The sequence below is a fragment of the Oceanicella sp. genome (assembly GCF_056449545.1).
Genome location: NZ_JBWOMN010000057.1, coordinates 1 through 26,943, shown reverse-complemented (window position 1 = coordinate 26,943; position 26,943 = coordinate 1). Strand labels below are relative to the sequence as shown.

Here is a 26,943-nt window from a genome sequence, read left to right as displayed (position 1 = left end):
CAGCAGCCGCGCGGCGACGAGGCCGGCGCGCCCCAGCCCGGCGCGGCAATGCAGGACGATGGCTTCGCCCCGCGCCAGCCGCGCCGACAGCGCCGCGCGCCGCCATGCGGGTTCGAAATCCGGGCCGGGCGCAGCGTAATCGGCGATCGGCAGGCGCAGCCAGTCGAGCCCGGCGCGCCTGACCGCGCCGGGCAGGCGGGCAACGCCGAGAATGGCGAATTCACGGTCCTCGATCAGCGTGACCAGCAGGCCCGCGCCCCAGTCGCGGATCGCCGCCAGGTCGCGGTCCAGATCCGCGGGCGCGCCGCCGGGGCAGGCGCAGATGCCGATCCGCCCGGCGCGGCAGGGCAGGGCGTCGATGACCAGGGGGGCGGGCCGGGGCGCCATGGCGGCGCGCGGCGCGGCGGTCAGGCCTGCGCCTCGTCGGCGGCGGCGTCATCGGGTTTGGCGGCGGGCGCCTCCGCGTCCAGTTCTTGCAGCCAGAGATTGTGATGCGCCTCGGCCCAGTTGCGATCGACGCGGCCCGAGCCCATGGCCTCGAATCCGCCCTCCATGCCCACGGAGCCGATATAGATATGGGCGATGATGATGGTGAGCAGGACGAAGCCCGCGGCGGCGTGGGCGAGCTGGGCGTATTGCATGTCCTCCTGCGGGGCGAGCATGACGGGCAGGCCGGGCGCCCAGCCCGCCAGCGCTGCGATGTCGTTGACGACGGCGAAGACGGCGGAGGCCATGGGCAGCTGGAACGGGAACAGCAGCGACAGACCGGTGAGCGAGATCAGCCCGCCGATCAGGGTCACGGACCAGAAAATCATCTTCTGGCCGGCGTTGAATTTTCGCGAGGGCGGGTGGCCGCCGCCGAAGAACCCGCCGCCCATGGCCAGCCAACGCAGGTCGTCGCGACTGGGGAGGTTTTGCGAAACCCACAGCAGGAACACCACGACCAGCGCCGCCATGAACCCCCAGGCGACGGCGTTGTGCAGCAGCTTGCCCAGCGCCGCCACGGCGGCGAAGGGTTCGAGCCCGATCAGCGGCAGCAGGAATTTTCGCCCCATCAGCTGGGTCAGCCCGGTGAGCGCCAGGATCAGGAAGGACCCCGCCAGCAGCCAGTGCGCGCCGCGCTCGACGATGTTGAAGCGCGGCACGGTGACCCCGGCGCGCCCGCCGTCGATGCGGATCCTGCCGCGCAGCAGGTAGAACAGGACCAGCAGCGCCGCCATGCCGCCAAGCGCCCACAGCCCGTAGCGGATCAGCGGGCCGTCGCGCCATTGCAGCCAGCGCATGCCGCCATCCTGCACCAGAACCTCGTCCACGGGCTTGTTGGTGGAGACCAGCACCTCGGCGGTTCCGAAACGCAGGGCGCGGAACACTTCGGCGTCGGATTGGGGGCCGAGCACGCCGAGCATCTCGCGTTCTTCGGCGGGGCGGGCGGCGCGCCCCGGGGTCTTGCGGAAATCGTTGCGCACGGTCTCGCCGCGCTGGCGGGCGAGGATGTCCTCGAGGGTCTGGGCGCCGCCGGTGGCGCTGCGATCCGGCGCGGGTTCGGATGGCGCGGGGGCGGCGGTCTGCGCCAGCGCAGGGCCTGCCGGCGCCAGCGCAAGGGTCCAGAGCATCGCCATGAGCAGGGCCGCCAGCGCGCCGCCGATGCGGGCGGCGGAGGCGGAAGCGGGGCTGGGGTCGCCGCGATGGGGCATCGGAGGGTCTCCCTGAACCGGCCTGGGGCTGCGGCGCGGTCAAATTCTGAACTGGCGCGCGGGCAGGTCAGGCGCGTGGGCAAGTTGGGAATGCGCCGGGCGCGACAGGCGCCGAGCGGCCCTGACGGGCGGGGCGGGACGCAGGACGGGCGCATCGCGCGACCGGCGTCGAGAGGGATCGCCGCTCACGCCGGGGTCCCGCCTGAACCATGCGGGGCGAGCCTCCGGTGAAGGCTCGCCCCGCACGGCTGTGTCAAGGCCGCGACGACGCGGGCGCGGCGCGCGCCTCAGCCGGCTTTCTGGCCATAGGCGGTGCCCCAGCCCCAGGCGCCCGAGCCGAAGCCGCGCGACACCACGCGTTCGCGATAGATCGCGGACACGTCGTCGCCGTCCCCGGCCAGCAGCGCCTTGGTCGAACACATCTCGGCGCAGATCGGCAGCTTGCCTTCCGCGATTCGGTTGCGCCCGTATTTCTGGAACTCGGCGGTGGAGTTGTCATCCTCCGGACCGCCGGCGCAGAACGTGCATTTGTCCATCTTGCCGCGGGATCCGAAATTGCCCGCCTGCGGGTATTGCGGCGCGCCGAAGGGGCAGGCGTAGAAGCAATAGCCGCAGCCGATGCACAGATCCTTGGAGTGCAGCACGATGCCGTCTTCGGTCTGGTAGAAGCAGTCCACCGGGCACACCGCCATGCAGGGCGCGTCCGAGCAATGCATGCAAGCCACCGAGATCGTGCGCTCCCCCGGCTTGCCGTCGCCGATGGTGACGACGCGGCGGCGGTTGATGCCCCAGGGGATCTCGTGTTCGTTCTTGCAGGCGGTGACGCAGGCGTTGCATTCGTTGCAGCGTTCGGAATCGCACAGGAACTTGGCGCGGGCCTGTCCTCCTAATGCCATGGTTCAATCCTCCCTTATGCCGCCCAGATCTTGCACAGCGTCGCCTTGGTCTCTTGCATCTGGGTGACCGAGTCGTAGCCGTAAGTCTGGGCCGTGTTGCTGGATTCGCCGAGCACGTAGGGGTCAGCGCCCTTGGGGTATTTGGCGCGCCGGTCCTCGCCCTGGAAATGCCCGCCGAAGTGGAAGGGCATGAAGGCGACGCCGGCGCCGACCCGTTCGGTGACCATGGCCATGACCTTGACCTTGCCGCCTTCGGGGCCCTCGACCCAGACCTGCTCGCCGTCGCGCAGCCCGAGATCGTTGGCGTCGCGGACGTTGACCTCGACGAACATCTCCTGCTGCAATTCGGCCAGCCATGGGTTGGAGCGGCTCTCGTCGCCGCCGCCTTCGTATTCCACCAGTCGTCCGGAGGTCAGGATCAGCGGGTATTCGCCCGAGAAATCCTTTTTCTGGATCGATTCGTAGAGCGTCGGCACGCGCCAGAATTTCTTGTCCGCATAGGTCGGATAATCGGCCACCAGATCGCGCCGGTTGGTGTAGAGCGGTTCGCGATGCGTGGGCACCGGGTCGGGGAAGGTCCAGACCACGGCGCGGGCCTTGGCGTTGCCGAAGGGCGCGCATTCATGCTTGATCGCCACCCGCTGGATGCCGCCCGACAGGTCGGTCTTCCAGTTGGTCTTGTCCCCGGCCACCGCCTCGATCGCGGCGCGTTCGGCGTCGGTGAGGTCCGAATCCCAGCCCAGTTCCTTGAGCATGGCCATGGTGAATTCGGGATAGCCGTCCTCGATTTCCGAATTCACCGAATAGACGCCTTCGGCGAGCAGGTTCTCGCCGTTGCGCTCGACCCCGAAGCGGGCGCGGAAGGTGAGCCCGCCCTCGGAGACCGGCAGCGACATGTCATAGAGATTGGCGGTGCCGGGGTGATTCATCTCCGGCGTGCCCCAGCTGGGCCATGGCAGGCCGTAGAAATCGCCGTCCGCCGGGCCGCCCACCGCGCGCAGGCTGGTGCGGTCGAAGGTGTGCTGGTTGGCCATGTGCTTGCGCAGGCGTTCGGGCGACTGGCCGGTGTAGCCGATGGTCCACATGCCGCGGTTGAATTCGCGGGTGATGTCCTCGACCAGCGGTTCCTCGCCATTGACGGCGATGTTGCGGAACATGCGGTCGGCGAAGCCGAATTTCTGCGCGAACTTGGCCATGATGGTGTGATCGGGCAGGGATTCGAACAGCGGCTCCACGACTTTTTCGCGCCACTGGAGCGACCGGTTGGAGGCGGTGACCGAGCCGTAGGTCTCGAACTGCGTGCTGGCGGGCAGCAGATAGACCCCGTCGGTGCGGTCGTGCAGGATTGCCGAGACGGTGGGATACGGGTCCACCACCACCAGCAGGTCTAGCTTTTCCATCGCCGATTTCATCTCGACCAGACGGGTCTGGGAATTGGGCGCGTGGCCCCAGAACACCATGGCCCGCGTGTTGTCGGGCTGGTCGAGGTTTTCCTTGGCCTCCAGCACGCCGTCGATCCAGCGCGACACCGGGATGCCTTTCTGGTTCATCAGCGGCTTGTCCTTGCCGTCGGCCCCGGTGATGCTGGCGAAGCGGCCCTTCAGCCAGTCGAGGTCTTCTTCCCAGACCCGCGCCCAGTGGGCCCAGGACCCGGCGGACAGGCCGTAATAGCCGGGCAGCGTGTCGGCGAGCACGCCCAGATCGGTCGCCCCCTGCACGTTGTCATGGCCGCGGAAGATGTTGGTGCCGCCGCCCGCGGCCCCCATGTTGCCGAGCGCCAGTTGCAGGATGCAGTAGGCGCGGGTGTTGTTGTTGCCGTTGGTGTGCTGGGTGCCGCCCATGCACCAGATCACCGTGCCGGGGCGGTTGTTGGCCATGGTGCGGGCCACGCGCTTGAGCTGGCTGCCGGGGACGCCGGTGACGCGCTCGGTCTCCTCGGGGGTCCAGCGCGCGACCTCCTCCTTCACCTCGCTCATGCCATAGACGCGGGTGCGGATGAATTCCTTGTCTTCCCAGCCGTTTTCGAAGATGTGCCAGAGGATGCCCCAGACCAGCGCCACGTCCGACCCCGGGCGCATGCGCACGTATTCGTCGGCATGGGCGGCGGTGCGGGTGAAGCGCGGATCGCAGACGATCAGCGGCGCGTTGTTCTGTTCCTTGGCGCGCAGGATGTGCAGCAGGGACACCGGGTGCGCCTCGGCCGGGTTGCCGCCGATCACGAAGATCGCCTTGGAATTGTGGATGTCGTTGTAGGAATTGGTCATGGCGCCGTAGCCCCATGTGTTCGCCACCCCGGCGACCGTGGTGGAATGGCAGATCCGCGCCTGGTGGTCGACGTTGTTGGTGCCCCAGTAGGCGGCGAACTTGCGGATCAGGTAGGCCTGTTCGTTGGAATGCTTGGCCGAGCCCAGCCAGTAGACGCTGTCGGGGCCGCTTTCCTCGCGGATCGCCAGCATCTTGTCGCCGATCTCGTTGATCGCCTCGTCCCAGCTGACCCGGACCCATTCGCCGTTGACCAGCTTGGTGGGGTATTTCAGGCGGCGTTCGCCATGGGCGTGTTCGCGCACCGAGGCGCCCTTGGCGCAATGGGCGCCGAGGTTGAACGGGCTGTCCCAGCCGGGCTCCTGCCCGATCCAGACGCCGTTGCGCACCTCGGCCATCACCGTGCAGCCGACCGAGCAATGGGTGCAGACCGATTTGATGGTTTCGACCGCGCCGTCGGCGCCCTGCGCCGCGGCCTTGCGCACCGTGCCGCCCGTGGCGGTCAGCGCCGCCATGCCGCCGATGGCGAGGCCCGAGCCCCTGAGAAAGCCGCGGCGATCCACCGATGCGGCGGCGACATGAGACAGGACGGACCCGGTCCGGGGGCCTTTCGCTACCCCGTTGGTCTTTCTCCTGAGCATTTCGTTCTCCCTGGATTGGCCCCTTGCGGGGCGCGCGCCGATCCGGGCCTGGCGGCCTGGTCGCGCGTTCGGGCCTTGCGGCCGCATCTGGCCGGGCGGCGGGGTCTGGGCCTTTCGCTGCCGTTCCCCGTCATTCCCGGGCGCACATCGTCGCGGCCGCGCCTAGAAACGCGCGGATTCGAGGTATTTTCGCACGTGCTCGGTCTTGCGCAGGCCGGCGCCCCTGGCTGGGTCCCGCATGGCGTCCGCCTGCGCCGCCCTGGCTGCGCCCGGCGCGACCAGCGCCGCCGCCGCCGCGGGCGCCGCGACCCCGGCCAGCTTGAGGAAATCGCGGCGGTTGGCCGTCTTTTTCTTGCTCATTCGGCTTTCTCCCTATGCTGTTTTCTTGCACTGGTCTTGCATCTTCGCGTTCGCGCGGGCCAGAGCGCCCGATTTCAGCCCGCCATGCGAAACGCCTCGCGCTCGATCTCCATGAACGCCCGCCCGACCCTGCCCACGGGGGCGTAGAGCGCCGAGCCCTCGGCGGCCTCCAGATCGGCGAAGAAATGCGCCGCCCAAGGCGCGAGATGGGTGGCGTGAAAATCCTTCTGCGCCGCCAGCGACGCGGGGGCGGCGAAATCGCCGCGGATCAGCCCGGCCATGATCTCGCACAGCGAGGCGATGTTGTCCTCGGGCTCGAACACGTTTTCGGCGCGCGCCACGCCCAGCCGCGCCATGTCGGCGCGCAGCTTGGCCAGCGGCTTTTCGTTGAGAAACCCGGTCATGTAGTAGGACCCGTAGGGCATCAGTTCGCCACGCCCCACGCCGATGAACAGGGCGTTGAATTCGCGCCGCGCGACGGTGTCCGAGGTCGCCCGCGCCAGCCGCGCCAGCGCCGCGATCCCGCGCCCCAGTTCGCTGTCGTCGCCGCTGAGCCCGGCGGCCATGTCGAGCGCTTCGCGGTCCGGGGGGCGCGCCAGCAGCACGCCGAGGAAGTCGTAGAGCGACGCGCGCAGAAGATCCTCCTCCGCCACCCGCTCCTCGCTTGCAACCGCGTCAACCGACATGCGCAACCGTTCGCTGTTGAAACATTAGCGCACAAGTTAAAGCCGGTTTGGCGATGATGTCCAATACAACTTTCGGATGGTTTCGGGTTTTTGATGCGGGGCTTGCGGCCAGGAAATGCGCGCCGGGTCGGGGCGGAAGGCGGGCCGGTCGGGATCGCGGGCGAGGGCGGATCACGGCGCGTCGAAGGAAAACCGCATCCGACGCGGCGCGGGGGGATTTTCGGGCGTCCTGTCGGGGGCCCTGTCGGGGGCGGCATCCGGTTCGGGCGTCGCGGCCCCGGCGCCCTGCGCCCCGCTTTGCGCCCCGGTCTGCGCAGCAAGCCGGCTTTCGGCGTCGTCGCGCGCCGGCGGCCGCAGCGAGGACGAACCCGCCGCCGAGACCCGCGCGGCGGTCGCGCGCTGGACTGGATCGCGCGGGGCGAGGACGGCGCCGCCCGGATCGGCGCCCGTATCGCCGCTCAGTTCGTCATTCGGGGCCTGCGCGTCGTCGCTTCGGGCGGCGGCGGCCTCGATCGCCTCCGGGCCGTCATCCGCGACGCGTCCCGAAGCCGTTTCCGCCCCCAATTCGTCCTCCAATTCGCCCCCCGCTTCGACCCCCGACTCGATTTTCGCATCGATTTTCGCATCGATTTCCGGGGCCGGGTCGGGCAGCAGCCCGCGCCCGACGCGGTAGATGGTCTGCATCCCCTCCATGCGGGTGGCGGCGTCGGTGTAGTCATCGGCGTAATCCACCAGCCCGTCGAGGCAGGCCAGCGTCGGGTCGCTGCTCCACAGCCGCCGCAGCGCCCGGTTGCGCAGGCGGCGGGGCACCTCGCGGGCCATGAAGGCCTTGAAATCATCGCCGCCGCGCAGGGTGTCCGGATCGGGCAGGCCCAGCTCGGCCAGCCAATCGGCGTCGGTCTTTGCCGCTGTTTCATCGGAGTCCGGCGCGGCGTCGGGGCGGGGCGCCGGCGTCGCGGCGTCGCCGATTGCAGGCTCGGGCGCGGGAACGCCGCGCCGCGCCAGGGCCTTGCGCCGCGACCAGCGGCCCGCGAAGCCGTCATCGTCGTCGCCGCCGCCGGTCATCGCGGCTTGCCGGCGCCGGGCTTGGCCTGCGCCGGCGCCCGGTAGACATCGGCGGTCTGGCGCACCCGCGCGTCGCCGATCCCGTCCTCGGGGTCGCCCAGCGTGCGCTTGTCGCGGCGGCGCTTGACGAAGGCCTCGTCGCGGTGGTGGCGGTCGCAGAAGCTCCGCACCCAGGCGGCGAGGCCGGCGGGCATGGGCACGGGCTCCACGATCTCCTCGCCGCTGTCCTGGTAGTCAAGCGCGTCATGGGCCGAGGCGGTGACCAGATGCACCCCCCAGTCGCCGGGCGCGTCCGGGTCCTCGCCCTTGCGCAGCACCACGAACACCGAGGGTTCGGCCATGTTGAGCGCCACCAGATATGATTCGGTGTCGCTGCGGTGCAGTTCCAGCGGCAGCGTGCGGGCGTGGTATTCCACGGCGTCGCCCTCGCGGCGCAGGACCGCCCAGCAGGCGGGGCCGGCGCCGGGCAGCACCGCGGCGACCCGCCATGACCATTGCGCCCAGCGGGTGACGCCGGGGCTGCGGCGGATGACGATCCCCACCGGCATGGAGATCATGCGCTCGACTGGCGGGCGGGCGGGGGCGGGGGCGGGCGCGGGGGCGCCCGGCTGAAGCTCGCCGCCCCGCGTCGCTGGCTTCGCTGGCTTGTGCATGCCGCCTCCCAGGCAAAAAATGCGGCCCGCGCGCCCGTCGCGCGGCTTGCCCTGCGCCCGGAAACCGATACGGTCGCAGGTCGTTGACGGGCGCAACGGCGGCGCCGGTCGACCAATGACAATAGACGCCGCGCCGCGCAAGTCCATGGTCGAGGCGCCGGCAGGGAGAACCGTTCATGGCTGAAATCGACACGCTGCTGGTCTGCGACTGCGAGGGGAGCATGCGGCTTGACCCCGAGGCCCTGCGCCGCGCCGCCGGGGCGCGGCGGGTGCGCGCCTGCACCGCCCTGTGCACGACGCAGGCGGCGGCGGCGCGCGACGCGCTGGCCGGGGGCGAGACGCTGATCGCCTGCGCGCAGGAGGCCGGGCGGTTTCGCGAACTGGCCGAGGATCTGGACGTCGCCGGGCGCCTGCGCGTCGCCGATATTCGCGATCGCGCCGGGTGGAGCGCGGACGCGCCCGCCACGCCCAAACAGGCGGCGCTGCTGGCCGAGGCGGCGCTGCCCGCCGTCCCGACCCCGGTGACGGACGTGACCTCGGACGGGGTCTGCCTGGTGATCGGCGACGGCGAGGCGGCGTTCGACGCCGCGCGCCGCCTGTCCGGCGCGCTGGCGGTGACGCTGCTGCTGAGCGCCGCGCCCGAGGACCTGTCGCCCGCCGATCTGCGCGGCGAGGCCGGTGATGGGGCCGGCGATGGCGGCGAGATCGCGGTGGCGCTGGGGCGCGTCGCCGCGGCGTCGGGGGCGCTGGGCGGTTTCGAGGTGACGGTGAACGGCTATGCCGAACTGGCGCCGGGCGGGCGCGGCGCGCTGGGCTTCGGGGCGGCGCGCGACGGCGCGCGCTCGCGCTGCGACATCCTGCTGGATCTGAGCGGCGGCGCGGCGCTGTTCCCGGCGCCGGGCAAGCGCGACGGCTATCTGCGCGCCGATCCGCGCGACCCGGCGGCGGCGGCGCGCGCCGCCTTTGACGCGGCCCAGATGGTCGGGGTGTTCGAAAAGCCGCTGCATGTGCGCCTTGACGCCGCGCTCTGCGCCCATTCGCGGGCCGGGCAGGCGGGGTGCTCGCGCTGTCTCGACATGTGCCCCGCCGGGGCGATCCTGCCGGCGGGCGACGCGGTGGCGGTGGATCCGGCGATCTGCGCCGGGTGCGGGGCTTGCGCCGCCGTCTGCCCCTCGGGCGCGGTGAGCCATGACGCGCCGCCGGTCGAACATCTGTTCCTGCGGCTGCGCACGCTCGCCGCCGCCTATCGCGCCGCCGGGGGCGACGCGCCCCGCGCGCTGTTCCATGACGGTTTCGGCGCCGGGATGATTGCGCTGTCGGCGCGATTCGGGCGCGGGCTGCCCGCCGACGTGATCCCGGTGCAGACGTCGAATGTCGAGGGCGTCGGCCATGCGGAGCTGCTGGCCGCGCTGGGCTGCGGGTTCGGCGCGGCGCTGGTGCTGGCCGGGCCGCGAACCGACCGCGCGGCGCTGGACGGGCAGCTGGCGATCGCGCGGGCGCTGGTGTCGGGCGCGCTGGGCGAGGATGACGCCGGCGGCGCGGGCGCGCGGCGCATCGCTCTGCTCGACCCCGCCGAACCGGAGGCGCTGGAGGCGGCGCTTTGCGACGCCCCCCGCCCCGCCCCGCACGGCGCGGCGCCGATCCTGCCGCTGGGCGGGCGGCGCGAGGTGACGCGGCTGGTGGTCTCGGCCCTGGCCGCGGCGGGCGGCGCGGACGGGCGCCCGCCGATCCCGCTGCCCGAGGGCGCGCCTTACGGCGCCGTGGCGGTGGATGCGCAGGCCTGCACGCTGTGTCTCGCCTGCGTGTCGCTGTGCCCGGTCGGGGCGCTGGGCGACAATGCCGAGCGCCCGCAGCTGCGGTTTCAGGAGGCCGCCTGCCTGCAATGCGGGATCTGCGCCGCCGCCTGCCCGGAGGACGCGATCCGCCTGATCCCACAGCTCGACGCGGGCGCCGCCGCGCTGGCGCCCGTCGTGCTGCACGAGGAGGAGCCCTTCGCCTGCGTCGAATGCGGCAAGCTGTTCGGCGTCAGGTCCACCATCGAGCGGATATCCGAAAAACTGTCGGGCAAGCACTGGATGTTCACGGAGTCCGACAATTCCCGGCTGATCCGCATGTGTGACGACTGCCGGGTGCGCGCGCAGTTTCAGGTCGGCGATTCGCCCTTCGCCATGGGCGAGCGCCCGCGCACCCGCACCACCGACGATTATCTGAACGGCGACGGCGACTCCTGAGCGCCGCCCCCGGTCAGGGGGTGCGCCGCCCTTGGCGGACGTCGCCCCAATGGCGGATCGGGATCCGCCCTGCGCTGGCGTCGGGACCGGCCTTCGTCTGGCGTGTCGGGCGTGAAAGGCCAGGATCCAGGTCCGGAGCGGCATTGCCATCGGCGCGCCGCGCGAGGGTCAGCGCGCGATGTCGGAGAGCCCCAGATCCTTCGGTTCGATGGTGGCGGCGTAGGCGGCGATGGCGTCGGCCTCTTCCTGGGTCAGGATCACCGGCGCGATATGGGGCGGGCGGGCCGGGTCGAAGGGGTCGCTCACGCCTTCGATCCGGGTGAAGGAGGGATGCGGGTTGACCGTGTGGAACCCCGCGAAGCGCAGCCGCCATTCCGGCAGCGCGCGCACCGCCGCAAAGGAGGGCGTGGAGCCGATGCCGCCATGGCGGTTGCGCTGATCGATCACGTGGCAGCGCCCGCAATGCACCAGCGCCAGCCGCGACCCGGCCATGGCGTCGCCGGTCACGGGGACCGGTTTGGGCGGCGCGACAATGGCGTTCGCCGGGGCGAAGGCCTGCCGGCCGTCGAGCTTGAAGCCCTCGATGGCGCGGCGGCCCGATCCGCTGCGCAGCCAGGCGGTCAGGCGCGCGGCGCGGGCGCGGCGCGCCGGGTCGTCGGCGAGGAGTATCAGCGCGAATGTCTCGCCCTCGCGGCGGCGCAGCACCGGGGGCGCGCCCGGCGCGGCCCCCGCCGGGGTCAGGGACAGGTCGGGGTTTTCGGGCGCCGGGCTGGCGATGACGCGGATGCGCGTCTTGAAGCGGAAGCGCGGCAGCAGGTGCTTGAGCAGCCCCATCTCGATCAGCGCGGCGGGGGCGGCGAGGCGCAGGGGCGGCGGCTCGGCGCGGGCCGGGGGCGGGGCGCTCGGGCCAAGCATGGCCGCCAGGGCCAGCGCCAGGCGCCAGGCGGCCGGGCGGCGGTCTTGGGCCTGGCCGGCGCGGGGCGCGCAGGGCGACGACGGCGGTGATGGGGGCGGCGACGGCGGCGATGGGGGCGACGGCGGCGATGATGGGGGCGACGGCGGCGGCGATGGGGGCGGCGACGGCGATGGGGGCTTGGGGGCGGACATGCCGCGCCGGGGCCATGGGGATCGGCGGGCGCGATCCGGGCGCCTGGGCGCTGGGGCCGGCGGGGCGGCCGGGCGGGCGTTGGGGGGCATGGCGTTGTCTCCCGTCCGGGGGGCGGCGCGTGCGCGGCCCGGCGCCGGGCCGGGCTCGACAGCCGGGGCGCGCCAGCCTAGCGCGGACGCGGCGCCGGCTCAAACCGCGCTTCGCCTCGACGGCGCCGCCGCTACGGGCTAAGTATTCGGGCGCCGTCGAAACAGACGGCGCGAGCGCCGGCGCAACAGGGAAGATGAAAATGTCAGACGAAGCCTTCAACATGTCCATGCGCAAGTTTCTCAAGACCGTGGGCGTCACCTCGCAGCGCGAGATCGAGGCGGCGGTGCGCCGCGCCCGCGAGGCCGGAACGCTTGGCGAGGGGCCGCTGCGCGCGCGCGTCGTGCTGACGCTGGAGGGCGCGCCGCTGGAGCACGTGATCGAGGGCGAGATCCAGTTGAACGGCGAGGCCTGATCTTGGCCGACGCGCAGCAGGTCATGACGGCGCTGGGCGGGATCCTCGACCCGGCGAGCGGGCGGGACATCGTCAGCGCCGGGCTGGTTTCGGGGCTGACGGCGCGCGACGGATCGGTGCGCTTCGCCATCGAGGTGGATCCGGCGCGCGGCGCCGCGATGGAGCCCCTGCGCCGCGCCGCCGAGGTCGCGGTGCGCGCGCTGCCCGGGGTCGTCGAGGTCACCGCCGTGCTGACCGCCCATTCGGCGCAGGGCGCGGCGCCGGCGGCGAAGACCCCGCCCATGCGCCCGACCGGGCCGCCGCCGGATCTGGGCGTTTCGGCGCGGCCCGCGGCCCCGGCGCCAAAGCCGCCGGACAGGAAAATACCCGGGATCGGACGGATCATCGCCGTGGCCTCGGGCAAGGGCGGGGTGGGGAAATCGACGATCGCGGCCAATCTCGCGGTGGCGATGGCGGCGCGGGGGATGCGGGTCGGGCTGCTTGACGCCGATGTCTACGGGCCGAGCCAGCCGCGCATGCTCGGGGTGTCGGGGCGCCCGTCCAGCCCCGACGGGCGCACCATCCTGCCGTTGCGCAATCACGGGGTGACGCTGATGTCCATCGGACTGATGACGGCCGAGGACGAGGCGGTGGTCTGGCGCGGCCCGCTGCTGATCGGCGCCTTGCAGCAGATGCTGACGCAGGTGGCCTGGGGGCGGCTCGACGTGCTGCTGGTGGATCTGCCGCCGGGCACGGGCGACGTGCAGATGACCCTGTGTCAGAGCGCCGAGCTGATCGGGGCGATCGTGGTCTCGACGCCGCAGGACATCGCGCTGATCGACGCGCGCAAGGCGGTGGACATGTTCCGGCGCGCCGGGACGCCGATCCTCGGGGTGGTGGAGAACATGTCGCGCTTTGTCTGCGGGACCTGCGGGACCGTGCATCACCCGTTCGGCCATGGCGGCGCGAAGGCGGAAGCGGACAAGATGGGGGTTCCGTTTCTGGGCGAGGCGCCGCTGGATCTGGCGATCCGGGTGGCGGGGGATGGCGGCGCGCCGATCGTGGCCGCCGATCCCGAGGGCCCGCAGGCCAGGGCGTTCTTTGACATCTTGACGCGGCTCGAGGCGAGCGGCGCGCTGTCCGGCGACCCCGCGCCGGCCCCCGGCGGGGCCGTGGGCTGATGCCCGCCCGCCTCCCCGCCCGGCCGCTGCGCCCACGCTTCGCGCCGCTGTTTCGCGGCGAGCCGCTGGCCCCCGGACTCGACCCGTTCGACAAGGCGGTGGCGGCGGCGATGATGGGGGCCGAGCCGGGGCTGATCGTCTGGTCCGAGGATCTGGCGGCGATGCGCGCTGCGGTGCTGCTGGCCCCCGACATGCCGCTGTCGCGCGCCGTCGGCGTCAGCTTCGCGGCGCTGCTGGGGTTTTCAGACGCCTTCGGCGCGCTGGCCCCGCCCGAGGTGGCGGTGCATTTCGACTGGCCCGCGGGGATCCGGGTCAACGGCGCGCGCTGCGGCCGGCTGCGCGCCGCCGCCGCGCCGGCGGCGGCGGGGGCGGGATCGACCGGGGCGGACGCGCCCCCGGACTGGCTGGTGCTGGGCCTGAGCGTGCCGATCATGCCGCTGGCGGTGGAGCCGGGCGAGACCCCCGACCGCACCACGCTGCATGACGAGGGCTGCGCCGACATCGCCGCGCCGCAGCTGATCGAGGCCTGGTCGCGGCACATGCTGGTGTGGATCAACCGGTTTCTGGATGACGGGCTGGCCCCCCTGCACGCCGCCTGGCGCGAAAAATGCGACCGCCTGGGCGCGCCGGTGGAAACCCCGGCCAAGGGCGTGTTCGTGGGGTTGGACGAACTGGGCGGCATGCTGCTGCGCACCCCGGAGGGGACGCGCGTCCTGCCGCTCGCCGATCTGCTGGACGAGGCGCCATGACCGGCGCGACCGATGCGACCGACGCGACCGACGCGCCGATGAAGCTGGCGCGCACGCTGCGGCTTGATGTTTCGGACACGCTGATCTTCGATCCCGTGGCGGAGATCGACGAATGGGCGGTGTCCGGGGCCTTCGCGTTCTCCGACTGGACCGAGGCCGACCTGACCGGCAAGGCTCGCCAGGCCTTCGCCAATGGCTGGCTGGGGCTGGAAAGCTTCGGCCGCGCCACGCTGGTCGTGGTCTGCGCCATCAGCGCGCGCGAATACGACGAACAGGTGGCCCGACTGGCGGCGCATTTCGTCGACCGCTACGGCGCCCCCGACATCGACGCGGCGACGCCGGTCGCGGCCGAGGAGCTCGCCCACATGCGCGCCATGTGCGAGGACCACGCCGACAACACCCTGCTGACCGTGGAGCGCGCGCTGGTGGAGATGGGGGTGCGCGAGGCGTTCCGCGCCATCGCCCCGCGCGAGGCCTCGCTGGCGCAGATCGCGGTGCATGGCGACTGAGCCCGCGCCTCGCCCTGCCGACGTGACCCTGCGTGACCCGGCGCGGCGTCGCGCCGATTGGTTTACGCCCCGTTCGCCCTGATTTTGCGATCTGCATGTTGGAAATTAACCTGAATCTGGCGTAGAGTGCCCCGATTGGAAAAAGCGCCCGGCGTCAAGGGCAGACGCAGAGCGCAAGAAATTGCGTAGACCCGAGCGGTTTCGGGGAGGGGAAACACATGGCGGTTCCGGCGTCCTTCAGCGATCAGCAGATCGCCGACCAGATCACCCGCGAAGGCCTGCACTGGACCAGTTCCGCGCTGACCTATTCCTTCAACGACAATTCCACCGCGGGCGATGCGCTCGACGCCAATCAGCGCGCCTGGATCGGCGCGGCGGTGGACATGCTCGGGGAAATCCTCGATCTCGCCTTCACCGAGACCGCGGCCGCCGGCGACATCACCTTCAACGGCTCGCGCGGCAACGGCACCTACGCCTCCACCGGCTATTACAGCATCAGCCGGCGGATCGTCGCGTCGGACATCTATTTCGACCAGAACTGGAATTCCAACCAGAGCGCCAACATCGATTACGGCCGCTACGGCTTCACCACCATCCTGCATGAATTCGAGCATGCGCTGGGGCTCAGCCACCCGGGCGCCTACAACGCCGGCAGCGGCGGCCCGATCACCTATCTGGGCAGCGCCGAGTTCCTGCAGGACACCCGCCGCTACACGGTGATGTCGTATTTCAACGCCGAACAGGACAACAGCGGCGCCTTCCACTGGGACGCCGACGCCAATCCCGGCAGTTCCAACCCGGCCTCGGCGCGGCTGTTTGCCCAGACCCCCATGGTCTACGATATCCTGGCGCTGACCCAGGGCGATTTCGCCGGCAAATTCGCCGGCTACGGGCTGAACCCGACCACCCGGACCGGCGACACGACCTATGGCTTCAACGCCAGCGCCGGGATCAACGAGGTCTATGATTTCGGCTTCAACGCCACGCCGGTGCTGACCATCTACGACGCCGGCGGGACCGACACGCTCGACCTCAGCGGCGACGCGGCGTCGCGCGAGGCGGTGGTGACCTACAACGCCGACGGCTCGATCGCCGGCTACGGGGTGACGGCGCGAACCTCCAGCGTCATCGATCTGACGCCCGGCGCCTATTCCTCGACCTTCGGGATGATCGCCAATCTGGGCATCGCCTTCGGCACGGTGATCGAGAACGCCGTCGGCACCGGGTTCGACGACGTGATCATCGGCAACGCCGCAGACAACGTCCTTGAAGGGCGCGGCGGCGACGACACGCTGATCGGCGGCGCGGGCGACGACATGCTGCATGGCGGCGCCGGGATCGACGTGGCGAGCTTCGCCTACGCCTTCGCCGGCTACGCCTTCGCCTCGCTGGCCAACGCCCTGCGGGTGACCGGCGAGGGCGTCGACATCGTCTATGACGACGTGGAGACGCTGGTCTTCGACGGCGTCTCCTACGCTTTCGGGGCGCTGTTCGGCGCATCGGGCCCGGTTGCGCGATCGGACTCGGTGACGGCGAGCGAGGACGGGGGCGGTTCGTTTGATCTTCTTGCGGATAACGGGTCCGGGGCTGATGGTGGGGACGGGATCTCGGTGGTCTCGGTCTCCGGGCAGGCGGTGGCGTCCGGGGCGCCGGCGCTGGTGCTTCTGGCCTCCGGGGCGGCGCTCAGCGTCGCCGCCGACGGGACCGCGAGCCTCGCGGTGGGCGACGGGGCCGGGGGCTCGGTCTATGACGGTCTGGGCGCCGGGCAAAGCGCGGTCGAAAGCTTCAGCTACACCATCGCGGACGCCGCGGGCGCGACGGCGAGCGCCACGGCGACGCTGACCGTCCAGGGGGCCAATGACGCGGTGATCGCCGGCGACGACGCCTTCGCGGCGGCCGAATCCGGGGCGCAGGCCTTCGACGTGCTGGCCAATGACGCGGATGTTGACGCGGGCGACCACATGACCGTGACCGGGGTCGCGGGGGGCGCTGTCGGGACCGCCTTCAACGTCACCTCGGCGGGCGGGCGGTCGGTGTCGGTGACGCTTGCGGGGGACGGGACGCTGAGCGTGACGCCGGGGGCGGCCATGGCCGATCTGGCGGCGGGGGAAAGCGATTCCATCGCCCTCGGCTACACCGTCAGCGACGATTTCGGGGCCAGCGACGCGGGCGCCGTCACGGTGAGCTTCGCGGGCGCCGACGCGCCGCCGGCCAACGCCATCGGCGAGGCGGGCAGCGTCAGCGTGGCGCAGGCCGGGGGCGCGGAATGGCACAGCGTGTCCTTCGCCCAGACCATCGCCGGGGCGGTGGTGGTCATGGGCCCGCTCAGCGCCGGGGACGGCGCGCCGGCGGTGACCCGGGTGCGCAACGTCACCGATGCGGGGTTCGAATTCCAGATCGACGAATGGAACTATCTCGACGGGGCCCACGGGGTCGAGACCATCGGCTGGCTGGCGGTCTCGGCGGGGGGTCACACGCTGGCCGACGGGCGCGCGCTCCACGCCGGCGAGGCGCAGGTCGGCGTCGGCTTCAAGACCGTGTCGCTGGGCGGCGCGATGACCGACGCGGTGGTGCTGACCCAGGCGTCGAGCGCGGCGGGGGGCGACGCGGTGACGACGCGGGCGCGCAACGTGGGCGGGGCCGATTTCCAGGTGCGGCTGCAGGAGGAGCAGGCCGGCGGCTCGCACAAGTCCGAGACCGTGAGCTGGATCGCCGTCGAGGCGGGCGCCGGCGGCGGGATCGAGGCGGGCGAGACCGCGTCGCGGGTCGACGATCAGGGGGCGAGCTTCGGGTTCGGCGCGGCGATCGCGGGGACCCCGGTGCTTCTGGCCTCGATGCAGAGCTGGGTCGGCAGCGACCCGGCGGCGCTGCGGCTGACGTCGCTGAGCGCGACGGGGTTCGGCGTGACGGTGCAGGAGGAGCAATCCGCCGACCCCGAAACCACCCACGCCGCCGAGGCCATCGGCTACGCCGCAATGCGCGCGGGGGTGATTCAGGGCCTCGCCGCGCCGGCGCCGCAGGCGGCGGGGCAAGCGGCGTCGCTCACCCATATGACCGGCGGCGCGGAGGCGGATCTGTTCGTGTTCGCGCAGGCGTTCGGGCGCAGCGACATCGAGGATTTCGACCCGGCGCGGGACCGGCTCGACCTGCGCGCCTTCGGCCTGTCGGGGGTCGAGGATTTTTCCGCCTTCGCGGACACCGCCGACGGAAACGCGCGCATCGCCATCGCCGCGGATGGCGGCGAGGCGGAGATCCTGCTGCTGGGGCGCGGGATCGCGGAGCTCGACGACGGGGTGTTCCTGTTCGCCTGAGCCACCCCGCCTGAGCCACCCCGCCTGAACCCCGGGGGCCCGCGATCGGGGCCGAGACGCCGAGGAGCGCGCCCATGCCGCCATCGCGATCCAGGACCCGGCCCGGCCCGGACATGTCCTTCGAGACCGCCGCCCGCCTGCGGCTGCGGATCAATGGCGGCGTCTGCGGCATCGACGAGGTCGGGCGCGGGCCCTGGGCCGGGCCGGTCTGCGCCGCGGCGGTGGTGCTCGATCCCGCGCGCATCCCCGAAGGCATCGACGATTCCAAGAGGCTGTCGCCAAAGCGGCGCGAGGCGCTGCATGACCTGATCCGCGACAGCGCGCAGGTGGGGGTCGGGCTGGCCAGCGTCGAGGAGATCGCGGCGCTCAACATTCTCGGGGCCACCTGGGCCGCCATGCGCCGGGCGGCGGCGGCGCTGCCGGCGCCGCCCTCCTACGCGCTGATCGACGGCAACAGGGTTCCGCCCGGGCTCGACTGCCCCGGCGAGGGGATCGTGACGGGCGATGCGCGCTCGCTGTCCATCGCCGCGGCGTCGATCGTGGCCAAGGTCACGCGCGACCGGATCATGCGCGATCTGGCGCAAAAACACCCCGGATATGGGTGGGAGCGCAACATGGGCTACGGGGTTCCCGAGCATATCGCGGCGCTCGCGCGCTTGGGGGTGACACAACATCATCGGCGTTCCTTCGCCCCCATACACAAGATATTGCTTGAAGAAAAATAGTTAAACGCATGATTCAAAAAGAAATTGACGCCGAATCGCAAATGACTCATCTTGGGCTTGCATCGAGGGACCAAGAGGCTGGACATGGCGTCGAAAATCAAAACACAAAAGACACATATTGCGCGCAAACCTGTTGCGAAACTGCCGCTGGGCCAGATTCTCGCCGGCGACTGCGTCGCCGCGATGGACGCGATGCCCGCGGATTCGGTGGATCTGATCTTTGCGGACCCGCCTTATAATCTGCAATTGAAGGGGGATCTGCACCGACCGAACAATTCCAAGGTGGACGCGGTCGACGACGCCTGGGACCAGTTCGACAGCTTTGCGGTCTATGATCGGTTCACCCGGGATTGGCTGAAGGCGGCGCGCCGGGTGCTCAAGCCCGACGGGGCGATCTGGGTGATCGGCTCGTATCACAACATCTTCCGGGTCGGCGCGGCGCTGCAGGACGCGGGGTTCTGGATCCTCAACGACGTGGTCTGGCGCAAGACCAACCCGATGCCGAACTTCCGCGGCAAGCGCTTCACCAACGCCCATGAGACCATGATCTGGGCGGCGCGCGACGAAGCCGGCAGATACACCTTCAACTACGAGGCGCTGAAGGAGCTGAACGACGGGTTGCAGATGCGCTCGGACTGGGTGCTGCCGATCTGTTCGGGCGGCGAGCGCCTGCGCGACGACAACGGCGACAAGGCGCATCCGACGCAAAAGCCGGAATCGCTGCTGCACCGGGTGATCGTCGGGGCCAGCGATCCCGGCGACGTGATCCTGGATCCGTTCTTCGGGTCGGGCACCACCGGCGCCGCGGCGAAACGGCTGGGGCGCAACTGGATCGGCATCGAACGCGAGGCGAAGTATCGCGAGGTGGCCCGCAAGCGCATCGACGCGGTCGTGCCCTACGACCTCGATGCGCTGAAGGTCACCCAGTCCAAGCGCAAGGAGCCGCGCATCCCCTTCGGCCAGCTGGTGGAGCGGCGGATGCTGGAGCCCGGCGACGAACTGGTGTCGATCAACGGCCGCCACAAGGCGAAGATCCGCGCCGACGGCACGCTGATCGCCCATGACGCGCGCGGCTCGATCCATCAGGTCGGCGCCGCGCTGGAGGGCGCGCCGAGCTGCAACGGCTGGACGTACTGGCATTTCAAGCGCGACGGCAAGCCCGTGCCCATCGATTTTTTCCGCCAGCAGATCCGCGCCGAGATGCGCGAGAGCTGACGGCCCGATCGCCCCCCCCGTTCGCCTGGAGCCCGCCCGCGCGCCGCCTGTTCGCGGACTCGCGGTCTCCGCCACTGGGCCCCTCCCTTCGCGGAGGGGCCTTTTTTTCGGCAATTGCCTATCTGGCAAACCCATGCGCCTGGACTGACCATGGACCGATCCGAGCGCATGGGGTCATGGCGATGGGCGTGGCGCGAAGCTCATGCGTCCGGTCTCTCCGCGCGGTCGAGGAGAGGCGCCATGGCTGGCCCGACAGCCTGGTCCAGGCCTGCCGGCAGGGGGCGCCGCGTCTGCCGCCGCGAACGGTCGACCAGCCATGCGCGCGGCGCGCCGACGGATTGGCGCGAATGGTCGACGCATTTCGGTCCCGACCGCGCCGATTTCCGCAGCGCGCCGCGAGCGCCTTCGCCGCCGCTCTCCGTATGGCGGACGCGGCGCCCCGCCACGAAATCACGGGCCGATCGCCGGCGTGTCGGGCAGGCGCCGCGCCATCGAGGCCGCCGCGCGAGTGACTGAACCGCGCCGCGCCCATCGCCGCTTGCCTTGTTCGCCTCGCGCGCCGACACTTCCCGGCAATGAATGGGAGGATTCCATGACTGCATCCATCTGCGTCTTCGACGCCTACGGCACGCTGTTCGACGTCGCCGCCGCCGCGCGCAACCTCGCCGCCCGCCCTGGCAAGGAGGCGTTCGCGAAAATCTGGCCGCAGCTGTCGCAGGTCTGGCGTCTCAAGCAGCTGCAATACACCTGGCTGCGCGCCACCGCCGGGGTGCATACGGATTTCTGGTCGGTGACCACGGACGGGCTCGACTTCGCCATCGACGCCGTGGGCGGCGTATCGGCCTCCGACCGCGCGGATCTGCTGGACCTCTATTGGGCGCTGGACGCCTATCCGGAGGTTCCGGCCATGCTCGCCGAGCTCAAGGCGCGCGGCATCAAGACCGCGATCCTGTCCAACGGGTCGCCGGCGATGCTCTCGGGCGCGATCGACAGCGCCGGGATCGGCGATGTGCTCGATGCGGCGCTGTCGGTGGAATCGGTCGGCGTCTTCAAGCCGAACCCGAAGGTCTACGCCCTGGTGACGCGGCATTTCGGGGTCTCGGCCCATGAGGTGCTGTTCGTGTCGTCCAATGGCTGGGACGCGGCGGCGGCGGCGGGCTACGGGTTCGCCACGGTCTGGGTGAACCGGGCCGACGAGCCCCATGAACGCCTGCCCTGGCGGCCGGATCGGATCGCCGGCGATCTCGCCGGCATCCCCGATCTCGCCGCGGCGCTCTGAGGGGGTGGGACGCATGCCCGAGACCATGCAGCGTTTCGATGCGCCTGACGGACGGCGGCTTGCCTATTGCGACAGCGGCGAAGCCGGGGGCGGGGGCCCCGTCGCGCTCTGCCTCGCCGGCCTCACCCGCAATCATCGGGATTTCGCCGATCTGGCGGCGCATCTGGCGCCGCGCCATCGGGTGCTGCGGCTCGACAGCCGCGGGCGCGGGGCTTCGGAGCATGCAGGGGACCCGCTCGCCGAATACACCGCCGCGACGGAGGCGCAGGATGCGCTGGCGCTGCTCGACCATCTGGGGCTGAGCGGCGTGGCGTTGATCGGAACCTCGCGCGGCGGCATTCTCGGGATGGCCATGGCGGCGATGCGCCCCGGGGCGATCGCCGGGCTGGCGCTCAACGACATCGGGCCGCGGGTGGCGACGGACGGGTTGCAGCGCATTCTCGCCTATCTGGGCGTCCCGCCCGAGGCGGAGAGCTTCGCCGAACTGGCGCGGGCGATCCGGGACGCCAGCGCGGCGCAGTTTCCGGGCGTGAGCCTGGCGCAATGGGAAAAGCACGCGCGCTGCGGCCATGACGACGACAACGGGCGCCCGATCCTGTCCTATGACCCGGCGCTGCGCGAGGCCACCATCGCCGTGATGGCCGAGGCCGGCGGCGCGGATCTGGATCTGTGGCCGATGTTCGCGGCGGTCACGGCGATGCCGCTGCTGGCGATCCGGGGCGAGAATTCCGATGTGCTGAGCGCCGCGACCCTGCAGGGCATGGCCGCGGCCCATCCCGGCATGACGCAGGTCACGATCAGGGATCGCGGCCATGCGCCGTTTCTTGACGAACCCGAGGCGCTGGCGGCCATCGACGATTTTCTCGCCCGGATCCCGCCGCCCCGGAAAGACCCCGCCGGGTGATCGACATCGCGATGATTCGCGCCGCCGCGACGCGGCTGGCGGGGCGCGCCCGCCGCACGCCGTTGCTGGAATCGCCGTTTCTGAACGAGATCGCCGGGCGCCGGGTGCTGGTGAAGGCCGAATGCCTGCAGCACGCCGGATCCTTCAAGTTTCGCGGCGCCTGGGCCTGCCTGTCGGCGATGGACGCCGCCCAAAGGACGCGCGGCGTCATCGCCTATTCCTCGGGCAATCACGCGCAGGGGGTGGCGCTGGCGGCGCGGATGCTGGGCGCGCCGGCGGTGATCCTGATGCCGGGCGACGCGCCGCGCGCCAAGCTCGCCAACACCCGGGCGCTGGCGGCCGAGCTGGTGACCTACGACCGCGCCCATGACGATCGCGAAGCCATCTGCGAAGCCCTTTGCGCCGAACGCGGGCTGACGCTGGTGCATCCCTTTGACGATGCGCAGGTGATCGCCGGGCAGGGCGGCGTCGGGCTTGAACTGGCCGCGCAGGCCCGCGAGGCGGGGGTCGTCGAGGCCGACGCGCTGATTTGCTGCGGCGGCGGCGGGCTGACCTCCGGCGTGGCGCTGGCGCTGGCCGCCGATGCGCCGGGGCTGCGGCCGCGGCCCGTCGAGCCCGAGGGTTTCGACGACACGGCGCGGTCGCTGATCGCCGGGCGCCGGCTGCGCAACGACCGGCAGGCGGGGTCGGTCTGCGACGCGATCCTGACGCCGACGCCGGGAAAGCTCGCCTTCCCGATCATGCAGGCGCATTGCGGCCCCGGGCTCACGGTCAGCGATTCCGAGGCGCTGGCCGCCGTGGCCCTGGCCTTCGCGCGATTGAGGATCGTGCTGGAGCCGGGCGGCGCGGTGGCGCTGGCCGCGGCGCTGTTTCGCCGCGATTGCATGGCCGGCGACGCGGTGCTGGCGGTGGCCACCGGGGGAAATGTCGATGAGGCGATGTTCGTCGATGCGCTGCTGGCGCGGCAAAAATCACCATCTCCGTGAATAAATTGCATGGGACGCAATGATTATCACGAATCAGTCACGCCCGGACTGTCATAAAGCCCGTGCACCGTTTGTTACGTCTCTTGCGCTTCAGGCACTACAGCCTTCACGCAGGGCAACTGGATGGGGGACGGTATTTCCATGCCCCCTGTTTGACAAGCACAGTTGCGATGACCGCTCTTGGGGAAGACAGGTCATGACTGCAGGTGGAGCCGCCTGATCTGGATCCGCCCTGAGAAATCGGGGCGGATCCTTTGAGTCATGCGCCCGGCGGGGGCCTTGGCCCCCGGATACCGGATCCGCAGGCGACTCAGCCGTTCATGCGAATCGTGGCGTTGGTCGGGTCGTAGGGGCTTTCGGCCACGACCTCCGCATCCCATTCGCCGCGCAGCATGGACAGTTTCAGCTTCGTGCCCGGCTCGGCGAGGTCCGGGCGCACATAGCCGATGCCGATCTGCTTGCCGAAGGCCACCGAGTAGCCGCCCGAGGTCAGGCGCCCCACGGTCTCGCCATCGAATTTCAGCGCCTCGCGCCCCCAGGGGTCGGCGTCGTCGGGCCCGTCGATCAGCAGGGTGACGCAGGCGCTGCGGATGCCGGTCGCGACCATCGCGGCCTTGCCGCGAAAATCCTTGTCCATGTCGATGAAGCGGGTCAGCCCGGCCTCAAGCGGGGTTGCGTCGCGGCCCAGATCGGCCCCGAAGGCGCGGTAGGATTTTTCCTGACGCAGCCAGTTCTGCGCCCGGGCGCCGCACAGCTTCATCCCGTGCTTGTCGCCGGCCTCGCCCAGCAGGTCGAACAGGTGGTTCTGCATCTCGATCGGGTGGTGCAGTTCCCATCCAAGTTCGCCGGTATAGGCGACGCGGATCGCCATGACCGGAACCATGCCAAGATCGATGTTCTTCATCGACAGCCAGGGGAAGGCCTTGTTGGTCAGCGCGTTCGCCGGATCCGCGTCAACGATGATTTCCTTCAGGATGTCGCGCGATTTCGGCCCGGCCAGCGCCAGCACGCCGTATTGGGTGGACACGTCCTGCACCTCGATCCAGCCGAAATCGTCGCGCTTTTTCGCGGCCTCCTTCACCAGATAATCGTGGTCATAGGCCTGCGCGGCGCCGGCGGTGACCAGATAGTATTCGTCCTCGGCCAGCCGCACGATGGTGAATTCGGTGCGGATGGTCCCCGCATCGGTCAGCCCGTAGGTGAGGTTGATGCGCCCCACGCGCGGCAGCTTGTTGCAGGTCAGCCAGTCGAGAAACCGCGTCGCGCCGGGCCCCTTGACGATATGCTTGGTGAAGGCGGTGGCGTCGAACAGCCCGGCGGTTTCGCGCACGGCTTTCGCCTCGGCCGCCGCGTATGGCCACCAGCCGCCGCGGCGAAAGCTGCGCGCGGCGTGATCGTCAAATCCTTCGGGCGCGAAATAGTTCGGGCGCTCCCAACCGTTCACCTGCCCGAACACGGCGCCCTTCGCCTTCACCCGATCGTAGCAGGGGGCGGTGCGCAGGGGCCGCGCGGCGGGGCGTTCCTCGTCGGGGTGGTGCAAGACGAAGACATGCGAATAGCATTCCTCGTTCTTGCGGGTCGCATATTCGCGGTTCACCCATTTGCCGTAGCGGCGCGGGTCGAGCGACCACATGTCGATCTCGGCCTCGCCCGCGGTGATCATCTGCGCGAGGTAATGCCCCGTGCCGCCGGCGGCGGTGATGCCGAAGGAAAACCCTTCCGCGAACCAGAAATTTTCGACCCCCGGCGCCGGGCCGACCAGCGGATTGCCGTCGGGCGTGTAGCAGATCGGGCCGTTGAAATCATCCTTCAGGCCCACCGTTTCCGTCGAGGGAACGCGGTGGATCATCGACATGTATTCTTCTTCGATGCGCTCCAGATCCAGCGGGAACAGATCGGCGCGAAAGCTGTCGGGCACGCCGAACTTGAAGCAGGTCGGGGCGCCCCGTTCGTAGGGGCCGAAGATCCAGCCGCCGCGCTCCTCGCGCACATACCAGCGCGCGTCGGCGTCGCGCAGCACCGGGTGTTCGCCATGGGTCTTGCGAAACTCGACCAGCGCCGGGTCGGGTTCGGTGGCCAGGAACTGGTGTTCCACCGGGATCGCGGGGATGAAGCAGCCGACCATGGCGGCGGTGCGCTGCGCGTGGTTGCCGGTGGCGGTGACCACATGTTCGCAGGTGATCTCGAAGGTTTCCTCGGTGGGCGCGAGGTTGCCGCCCTTCTCGCCCATGCGGGTGCATCTGACCACCCATTCGCCGTTCCGGCGTTCGAACCCGTCCACCTGCGCCTTGCGCATGATCCGCGCCCCGCGCTGGCGCGCGCCCTTGGCCATGGCCTGGGTCACGTCGGCGGGGTTGATGTAGCCGTCGGTGGGGTGGAAGATCGCGCCTTTCAGGTCATCGGTGCGCACCAGCGGCCAGCGATCCTTGATCTGCCCCGGGGTCAGCCATTCGTAGGGAATGCCGATGCTGTCGGCGGTGGCGGCGTAAAGCGCGTATTCGTCCATGCGCGCGTCGGTCTGGGCCATGCGCAGGTTGCCCACCACCGAGAACCCGGCGTTGAGCCCGGTCTCGGCCTCCAGCGCCTTGTAGAACTTCACCGAATAGTCGTGGATGAAGGAGGTGGCGTAGCTCATGTTGAACAGCGGCAGCAGCCCGGCGGCGTGCCAGGTGGAGCCCGAGGTCAGTTCGTCGCGCTCCAGCAGCAGCGGATCCCAGCCCGCCTTGGCGAGGTGATAGGCGATCGAGGCGCCGACGGCTCCGCCGCCGACGATGACGACGCGCGCATGGGTTTTCATCTTGCATCTCCGTTCGGTGTTGCGACTCGGCGTTGCGTCGGCCCGGGTCCGCTCCGGCGAGGCGCCTGCTTCAGATACGCCCCTCGCCCGGCGCGGGGCGCGGGCAGAGGCGACCGCCGATCGCAGGATTGCGACACGCCGCGGCGCAACGGGCCGGCGGCGGCGATCACCGCGCCACGTCCTGATGCACGATCACCTCGGCGTTGGGCAGGGCGTCGAGCAGCCGGCGGCGCAGCGCGGCGCTGACCGCGTGGGCCTCGCGCAGGGTCTGATCGCCGTCGAGCTCGATATGAATCTGCACGAACAGCTTCGCGCCGGCGGTGCGGGTCTTGAGGTCGTGGAACCCGCGCACCCCGGGATGCGCCCGGGCGATGCCGGAAATCCGCGCCAGGGTCTCGGGGTCTGTGCGCCGGTCCATCAGCGAATGCCACGCCCCGGCGAGGATGCGCCGCGCGCCCAGCAGCAGGAACGCCGCCGCGCCCAGCGCCACCACGTTGTCGAGTTCGCCGACGCCAAAGGCCGCCGAGGCCCCCAGCGCCGCCAGCGCCCCCACATTGGGCGCCAGATCGGCGACGTAATGCAGCATGTCGGCGGCCACCACCCTGCTGCCGGTGCGCGAGGCCACCCGCCGCTGCCACAGCACCAGCGCCAGCGTCACCAGGATCGACACCGCCATCGCCGTCATCCCGGCGCCCTGCGCGGTCAACTGGTGGGGCGCGGCGGCGAACATCCGCTCCAGCGCCCGCCAGCCGATGGCCAGGGCCGAGACCGTGACCAGCAGCGCCTGCCCCAGCGCCGCCAGATCCTCGGCCGAGGAATGCCCGAAGGCGTGATCCTCGTCAGGCGGACGCGCGGCGTAGAGGATCGCCGCCAGCCCGGTCAGCGAGGCCAGCATGTCGAGCGCGCTGTCCGCGAGGCTGGCGGCCACCGACAGCGACCCGGTCTCGCCGAAGGCCCAGAGCTTCAGCGCCACCAGCGTCACCGCCACCGCCACCGCCGCCACGGTGGCCGACACGTTGAGCCGCAGATGCGCCGCCGCGCGCGCCGTCGCCGCGGCCTCGCCGCCAGCCCCCGCCCGCCCCGGCGCGCCCGGTCCGCCCGGCCTGTTCTGATCGCTGACCATGTCCCGCGAAATCCTCTCCCGGCGACGACGGCGCCCGGCCCGCGCCTCGACCGCCAGAATAACCAGCCTGCGGGCGCGAAGGCCAGC

Annotated in this window: 22 protein-coding genes; 11 read left to right on the top strand and 11 right to left on the bottom strand. The window is 70.9% G+C overall.

Annotation, left to right across the window (positions count from 1 at the left end):
* From AC1HC7_RS07865 to AC1HC7_RS07830, 8 genes are all read right to left on the bottom strand, one after another.
* The coding region (locus AC1HC7_RS07865) for a phosphatase domain-containing putative toxin (protein ID WP_479498907.1) at window positions 1-387 on the bottom strand (387 nt) is incomplete at its 3' end.
* A gap of 20 nt (window positions 388-407) precedes the next feature.
* Window positions 408-1,694: a formate dehydrogenase subunit gamma gene (locus AC1HC7_RS07860; protein ID WP_479495621.1), complete on the bottom strand. Its 1,287-nt coding sequence runs from the start codon at window positions 1,692-1,694 to the stop codon at window positions 408-410.
* A gap of 287 nt (window positions 1,695-1,981) precedes the next feature.
* A complete protein-coding gene (gene fdh3B, locus AC1HC7_RS07855; protein WP_479495620.1) occupies window positions 1,982-2,590 on the bottom strand; it encodes a formate dehydrogenase FDH3 subunit beta in 609 nt (202 codons plus the stop codon).
* 14 nt (window positions 2,591-2,604) lie between these two features.
* Entirely contained in the window at window positions 2,605-5,493 is a 2,889-nt protein-coding gene (locus AC1HC7_RS07850) for a formate dehydrogenase subunit alpha (RefSeq protein ID WP_479495619.1), read from the bottom strand.
* Window positions 5,494-5,655: 162 nt separating this feature from the next.
* Window positions 5,656-5,853, bottom strand: coding sequence for a twin-arginine translocation signal domain-containing protein (locus AC1HC7_RS07845; RefSeq protein ID WP_479495618.1), 198 nt, complete (start codon window positions 5,851-5,853; stop codon window positions 5,656-5,658).
* A 74-nt stretch (window positions 5,854-5,927) separates the two neighbouring features.
* On the bottom strand, window positions 5,928-6,539 hold the full coding sequence (locus tag AC1HC7_RS07840) for a TorD/DmsD family molecular chaperone (protein WP_479495617.1): 612 nt from the start codon (window positions 6,537-6,539) through the stop codon (window positions 5,928-5,930).
* 171 nt (window positions 6,540-6,710) lie between these two features.
* Window positions 6,711-7,604 carry a DUF3306 domain-containing protein gene (locus AC1HC7_RS07835; protein ID WP_479498906.1) on the bottom strand — a complete coding sequence of 298 codons (894 nt, stop codon included), beginning with the start codon at window positions 7,602-7,604 and terminating at the stop codon, window positions 6,711-6,713.
* Entirely contained in the window at window positions 7,601-8,257 is a 657-nt protein-coding gene (locus AC1HC7_RS07830) for a DUF3305 domain-containing protein (RefSeq protein WP_479498905.1), read from the bottom strand. The genes AC1HC7_RS07835 and AC1HC7_RS07830 overlap by 4 nt, the downstream gene beginning before the upstream one ends.
* A 176-nt stretch (window positions 8,258-8,433) precedes the next feature.
* On the opposite strand from AC1HC7_RS07830, the gene AC1HC7_RS07825 reads away from it, so the two are divergent.
* The gene (locus AC1HC7_RS07825) at window positions 8,434-10,488 is read left to right on the top strand and encodes a 4Fe-4S binding protein (protein WP_479498904.1); all 2,055 of its coding nucleotides are present in this window, start codon (window positions 8,434-8,436) and stop codon (window positions 10,486-10,488) included.
* A gap of 168 nt (window positions 10,489-10,656) precedes the next feature.
* Here the strand turns inward: AC1HC7_RS07825 and AC1HC7_RS07820 are convergent, their stop codons facing one another.
* Window positions 10,657-11,403, bottom strand: coding sequence for a hypothetical protein (locus AC1HC7_RS07820; RefSeq protein WP_479495613.1), 747 nt, complete (start codon window positions 11,401-11,403; stop codon window positions 10,657-10,659).
* A gap of 482 nt (window positions 11,404-11,885) precedes the next feature.
* On the opposite strand from AC1HC7_RS07820, the gene AC1HC7_RS07815 reads away from it, so the two are divergent.
* From AC1HC7_RS07815 to AC1HC7_RS07770, 10 genes are all read left to right on the top strand, one after another.
* The gene (locus AC1HC7_RS07815) at window positions 11,886-12,098 is read left to right on the top strand and encodes a DUF6494 family protein (RefSeq protein WP_479495612.1); all 213 of its coding nucleotides are present in this window, start codon (window positions 11,886-11,888) and stop codon (window positions 12,096-12,098) included.
* On the top strand, window positions 12,098-13,258 hold the full coding sequence (locus AC1HC7_RS07810; protein ID WP_479495626.1) for an Mrp/NBP35 family ATP-binding protein: 1,161 nt from the start codon (window positions 12,098-12,100) through the stop codon (window positions 13,256-13,258). Before AC1HC7_RS07815 ends, AC1HC7_RS07810 begins: the two co-directional genes overlap by 1 nt.
* On the top strand, window positions 13,258-14,007 hold the full coding sequence (locus AC1HC7_RS07805; RefSeq protein WP_479495611.1) for a biotin/lipoate--protein ligase family protein: 750 nt from the start codon (window positions 13,258-13,260) through the stop codon (window positions 14,005-14,007). The genes AC1HC7_RS07810 and AC1HC7_RS07805 overlap by 1 nt, the downstream gene beginning before the upstream one ends.
* The gene (locus AC1HC7_RS07800; protein ID WP_479498903.1) at window positions 14,004-14,516 is read left to right on the top strand and encodes a DUF6505 family protein; all 513 of its coding nucleotides are present in this window, start codon (window positions 14,004-14,006) and stop codon (window positions 14,514-14,516) included. Before AC1HC7_RS07805 ends, AC1HC7_RS07800 begins: the two co-directional genes overlap by 4 nt.
* A gap of 218 nt (window positions 14,517-14,734) precedes the next feature.
* Window positions 14,735-17,827, top strand: coding sequence for an Ig-like domain-containing protein (locus AC1HC7_RS07795; protein WP_479495609.1), 3,093 nt, complete (start codon window positions 14,735-14,737; stop codon window positions 17,825-17,827).
* Between the two features lie 74 nt (window positions 17,828-17,901).
* On the top strand, window positions 17,902-18,552 hold the full coding sequence (locus AC1HC7_RS07790) for a ribonuclease HII (RefSeq protein ID WP_479495608.1): 651 nt from the start codon (window positions 17,902-17,904) through the stop codon (window positions 18,550-18,552).
* Between the two features lie 183 nt (window positions 18,553-18,735).
* A complete protein-coding gene (locus AC1HC7_RS07785; RefSeq protein WP_479498902.1) occupies window positions 18,736-19,767 on the top strand; it encodes a DNA methyltransferase in 1,032 nt (343 codons plus the stop codon).
* A 592-nt stretch (window positions 19,768-20,359) separates the two neighbouring features.
* Window positions 20,360-21,046, top strand: coding sequence for a haloacid dehalogenase type II (locus AC1HC7_RS07780; RefSeq protein ID WP_479495606.1), 687 nt, complete (start codon window positions 20,360-20,362; stop codon window positions 21,044-21,046).
* 13 nt (window positions 21,047-21,059) lie between these two features.
* A complete protein-coding gene (locus AC1HC7_RS07775) occupies window positions 21,060-21,950 on the top strand; it encodes an alpha/beta fold hydrolase (RefSeq protein ID WP_479495605.1) in 891 nt (296 codons plus the stop codon).
* Window positions 21,947-22,936, top strand: coding sequence for a threonine ammonia-lyase (locus AC1HC7_RS07770; RefSeq protein WP_479495604.1), 990 nt, complete (start codon window positions 21,947-21,949; stop codon window positions 22,934-22,936). The genes AC1HC7_RS07775 and AC1HC7_RS07770 overlap by 4 nt, the downstream gene beginning before the upstream one ends.
* 310 nt (window positions 22,937-23,246) lie before the next feature.
* On the opposite strand, the gene AC1HC7_RS07765 is transcribed toward AC1HC7_RS07770, so the two are convergent.
* The gene (locus AC1HC7_RS07765) at window positions 23,247-25,733 is read right to left on the bottom strand and encodes a GcvT family protein (protein WP_479495603.1); all 2,487 of its coding nucleotides are present in this window, start codon (window positions 25,731-25,733) and stop codon (window positions 23,247-23,249) included.
* Between the two features lie 166 nt (window positions 25,734-25,899).
* On the bottom strand, window positions 25,900-26,856 hold the full coding sequence (locus AC1HC7_RS07760; protein ID WP_479495602.1) for a cation diffusion facilitator family transporter: 957 nt from the start codon (window positions 26,854-26,856) through the stop codon (window positions 25,900-25,902).
* Between the last annotated feature and the right edge of the window lie 87 nt (window positions 26,857-26,943).

Bases quoted from the DNA above. Each gene is read 5' to 3' on its own strand.
- AC1HC7_RS07785 (WP_479498902.1), top strand. From the start codon at position 18,736: ATGGACGCGATGCCCGCGGATTCGGTGGATCTGATCTTTGCGGACCCG.
- AC1HC7_RS07820 (WP_479495613.1), bottom strand. From the start codon at position 11,403: ATGCTTGGCCCGAGCGCCCCGCCCCCGGCCCGCGCCGAGCCGCCGCCC.
- AC1HC7_RS07830 (WP_479498905.1), bottom strand. From the start codon at position 8,257: ATGCACAAGCCAGCGAAGCCAGCGACGCGGGGCGGCGAGCTTCAGCCG.
- fdh3B (WP_479495620.1), bottom strand. From the start codon at position 2,590: ATGGCATTAGGAGGACAGGCCCGCGCCAAGTTCCTGTGCGATTCCGAA.
- AC1HC7_RS07795 (WP_479495609.1), top strand. From the start codon at position 14,735: ATGGCGGTTCCGGCGTCCTTCAGCGATCAGCAGATCGCCGACCAGATC.
- AC1HC7_RS07850 (WP_479495619.1), bottom strand. From the start codon at position 5,493: ATGCTCAGGAGAAAGACCAACGGGGTAGCGAAAGGCCCCCGGACCGGG.
- AC1HC7_RS07815 (WP_479495612.1), top strand. From the start codon at position 11,886: ATGTCAGACGAAGCCTTCAACATGTCCATGCGCAAGTTTCTCAAGACC.
- AC1HC7_RS07765 (WP_479495603.1), bottom strand. From the start codon at position 25,733: ATGAAAACCCATGCGCGCGTCGTCATCGTCGGCGGCGGAGCCGTCGGC.
- AC1HC7_RS07800 (WP_479498903.1), top strand. From the start codon at position 14,004: ATGACCGGCGCGACCGATGCGACCGACGCGACCGACGCGCCGATGAAG.
- AC1HC7_RS07835 (WP_479498906.1), bottom strand. From the start codon at position 7,604: ATGACCGGCGGCGGCGACGACGATGACGGCTTCGCGGGCCGCTGGTCG.
- AC1HC7_RS07825 (WP_479498904.1), top strand. From the start codon at position 8,434: ATGGCTGAAATCGACACGCTGCTGGTCTGCGACTGCGAGGGGAGCATG.
- AC1HC7_RS07845 (WP_479495618.1), bottom strand. From the start codon at position 5,853: ATGAGCAAGAAAAAGACGGCCAACCGCCGCGATTTCCTCAAGCTGGCC.
- AC1HC7_RS07805 (WP_479495611.1), top strand. From the start codon at position 13,258: ATGCCCGCCCGCCTCCCCGCCCGGCCGCTGCGCCCACGCTTCGCGCCG.
- AC1HC7_RS07780 (WP_479495606.1), top strand. From the start codon at position 20,360: ATGACTGCATCCATCTGCGTCTTCGACGCCTACGGCACGCTGTTCGAC.
- AC1HC7_RS07775 (WP_479495605.1), top strand. From the start codon at position 21,060: ATGCCCGAGACCATGCAGCGTTTCGATGCGCCTGACGGACGGCGGCTT.
- AC1HC7_RS07790 (WP_479495608.1), top strand. From the start codon at position 17,902: ATGCCGCCATCGCGATCCAGGACCCGGCCCGGCCCGGACATGTCCTTC.
- AC1HC7_RS07860 (WP_479495621.1), bottom strand. From the start codon at position 1,694: ATGCCCCATCGCGGCGACCCCAGCCCCGCTTCCGCCTCCGCCGCCCGC.
- AC1HC7_RS07760 (WP_479495602.1), bottom strand. From the start codon at position 26,856: ATGGTCAGCGATCAGAACAGGCCGGGCGGACCGGGCGCGCCGGGGCGG.
- AC1HC7_RS07840 (WP_479495617.1), bottom strand. From the start codon at position 6,539: ATGTCGGTTGACGCGGTTGCAAGCGAGGAGCGGGTGGCGGAGGAGGAT.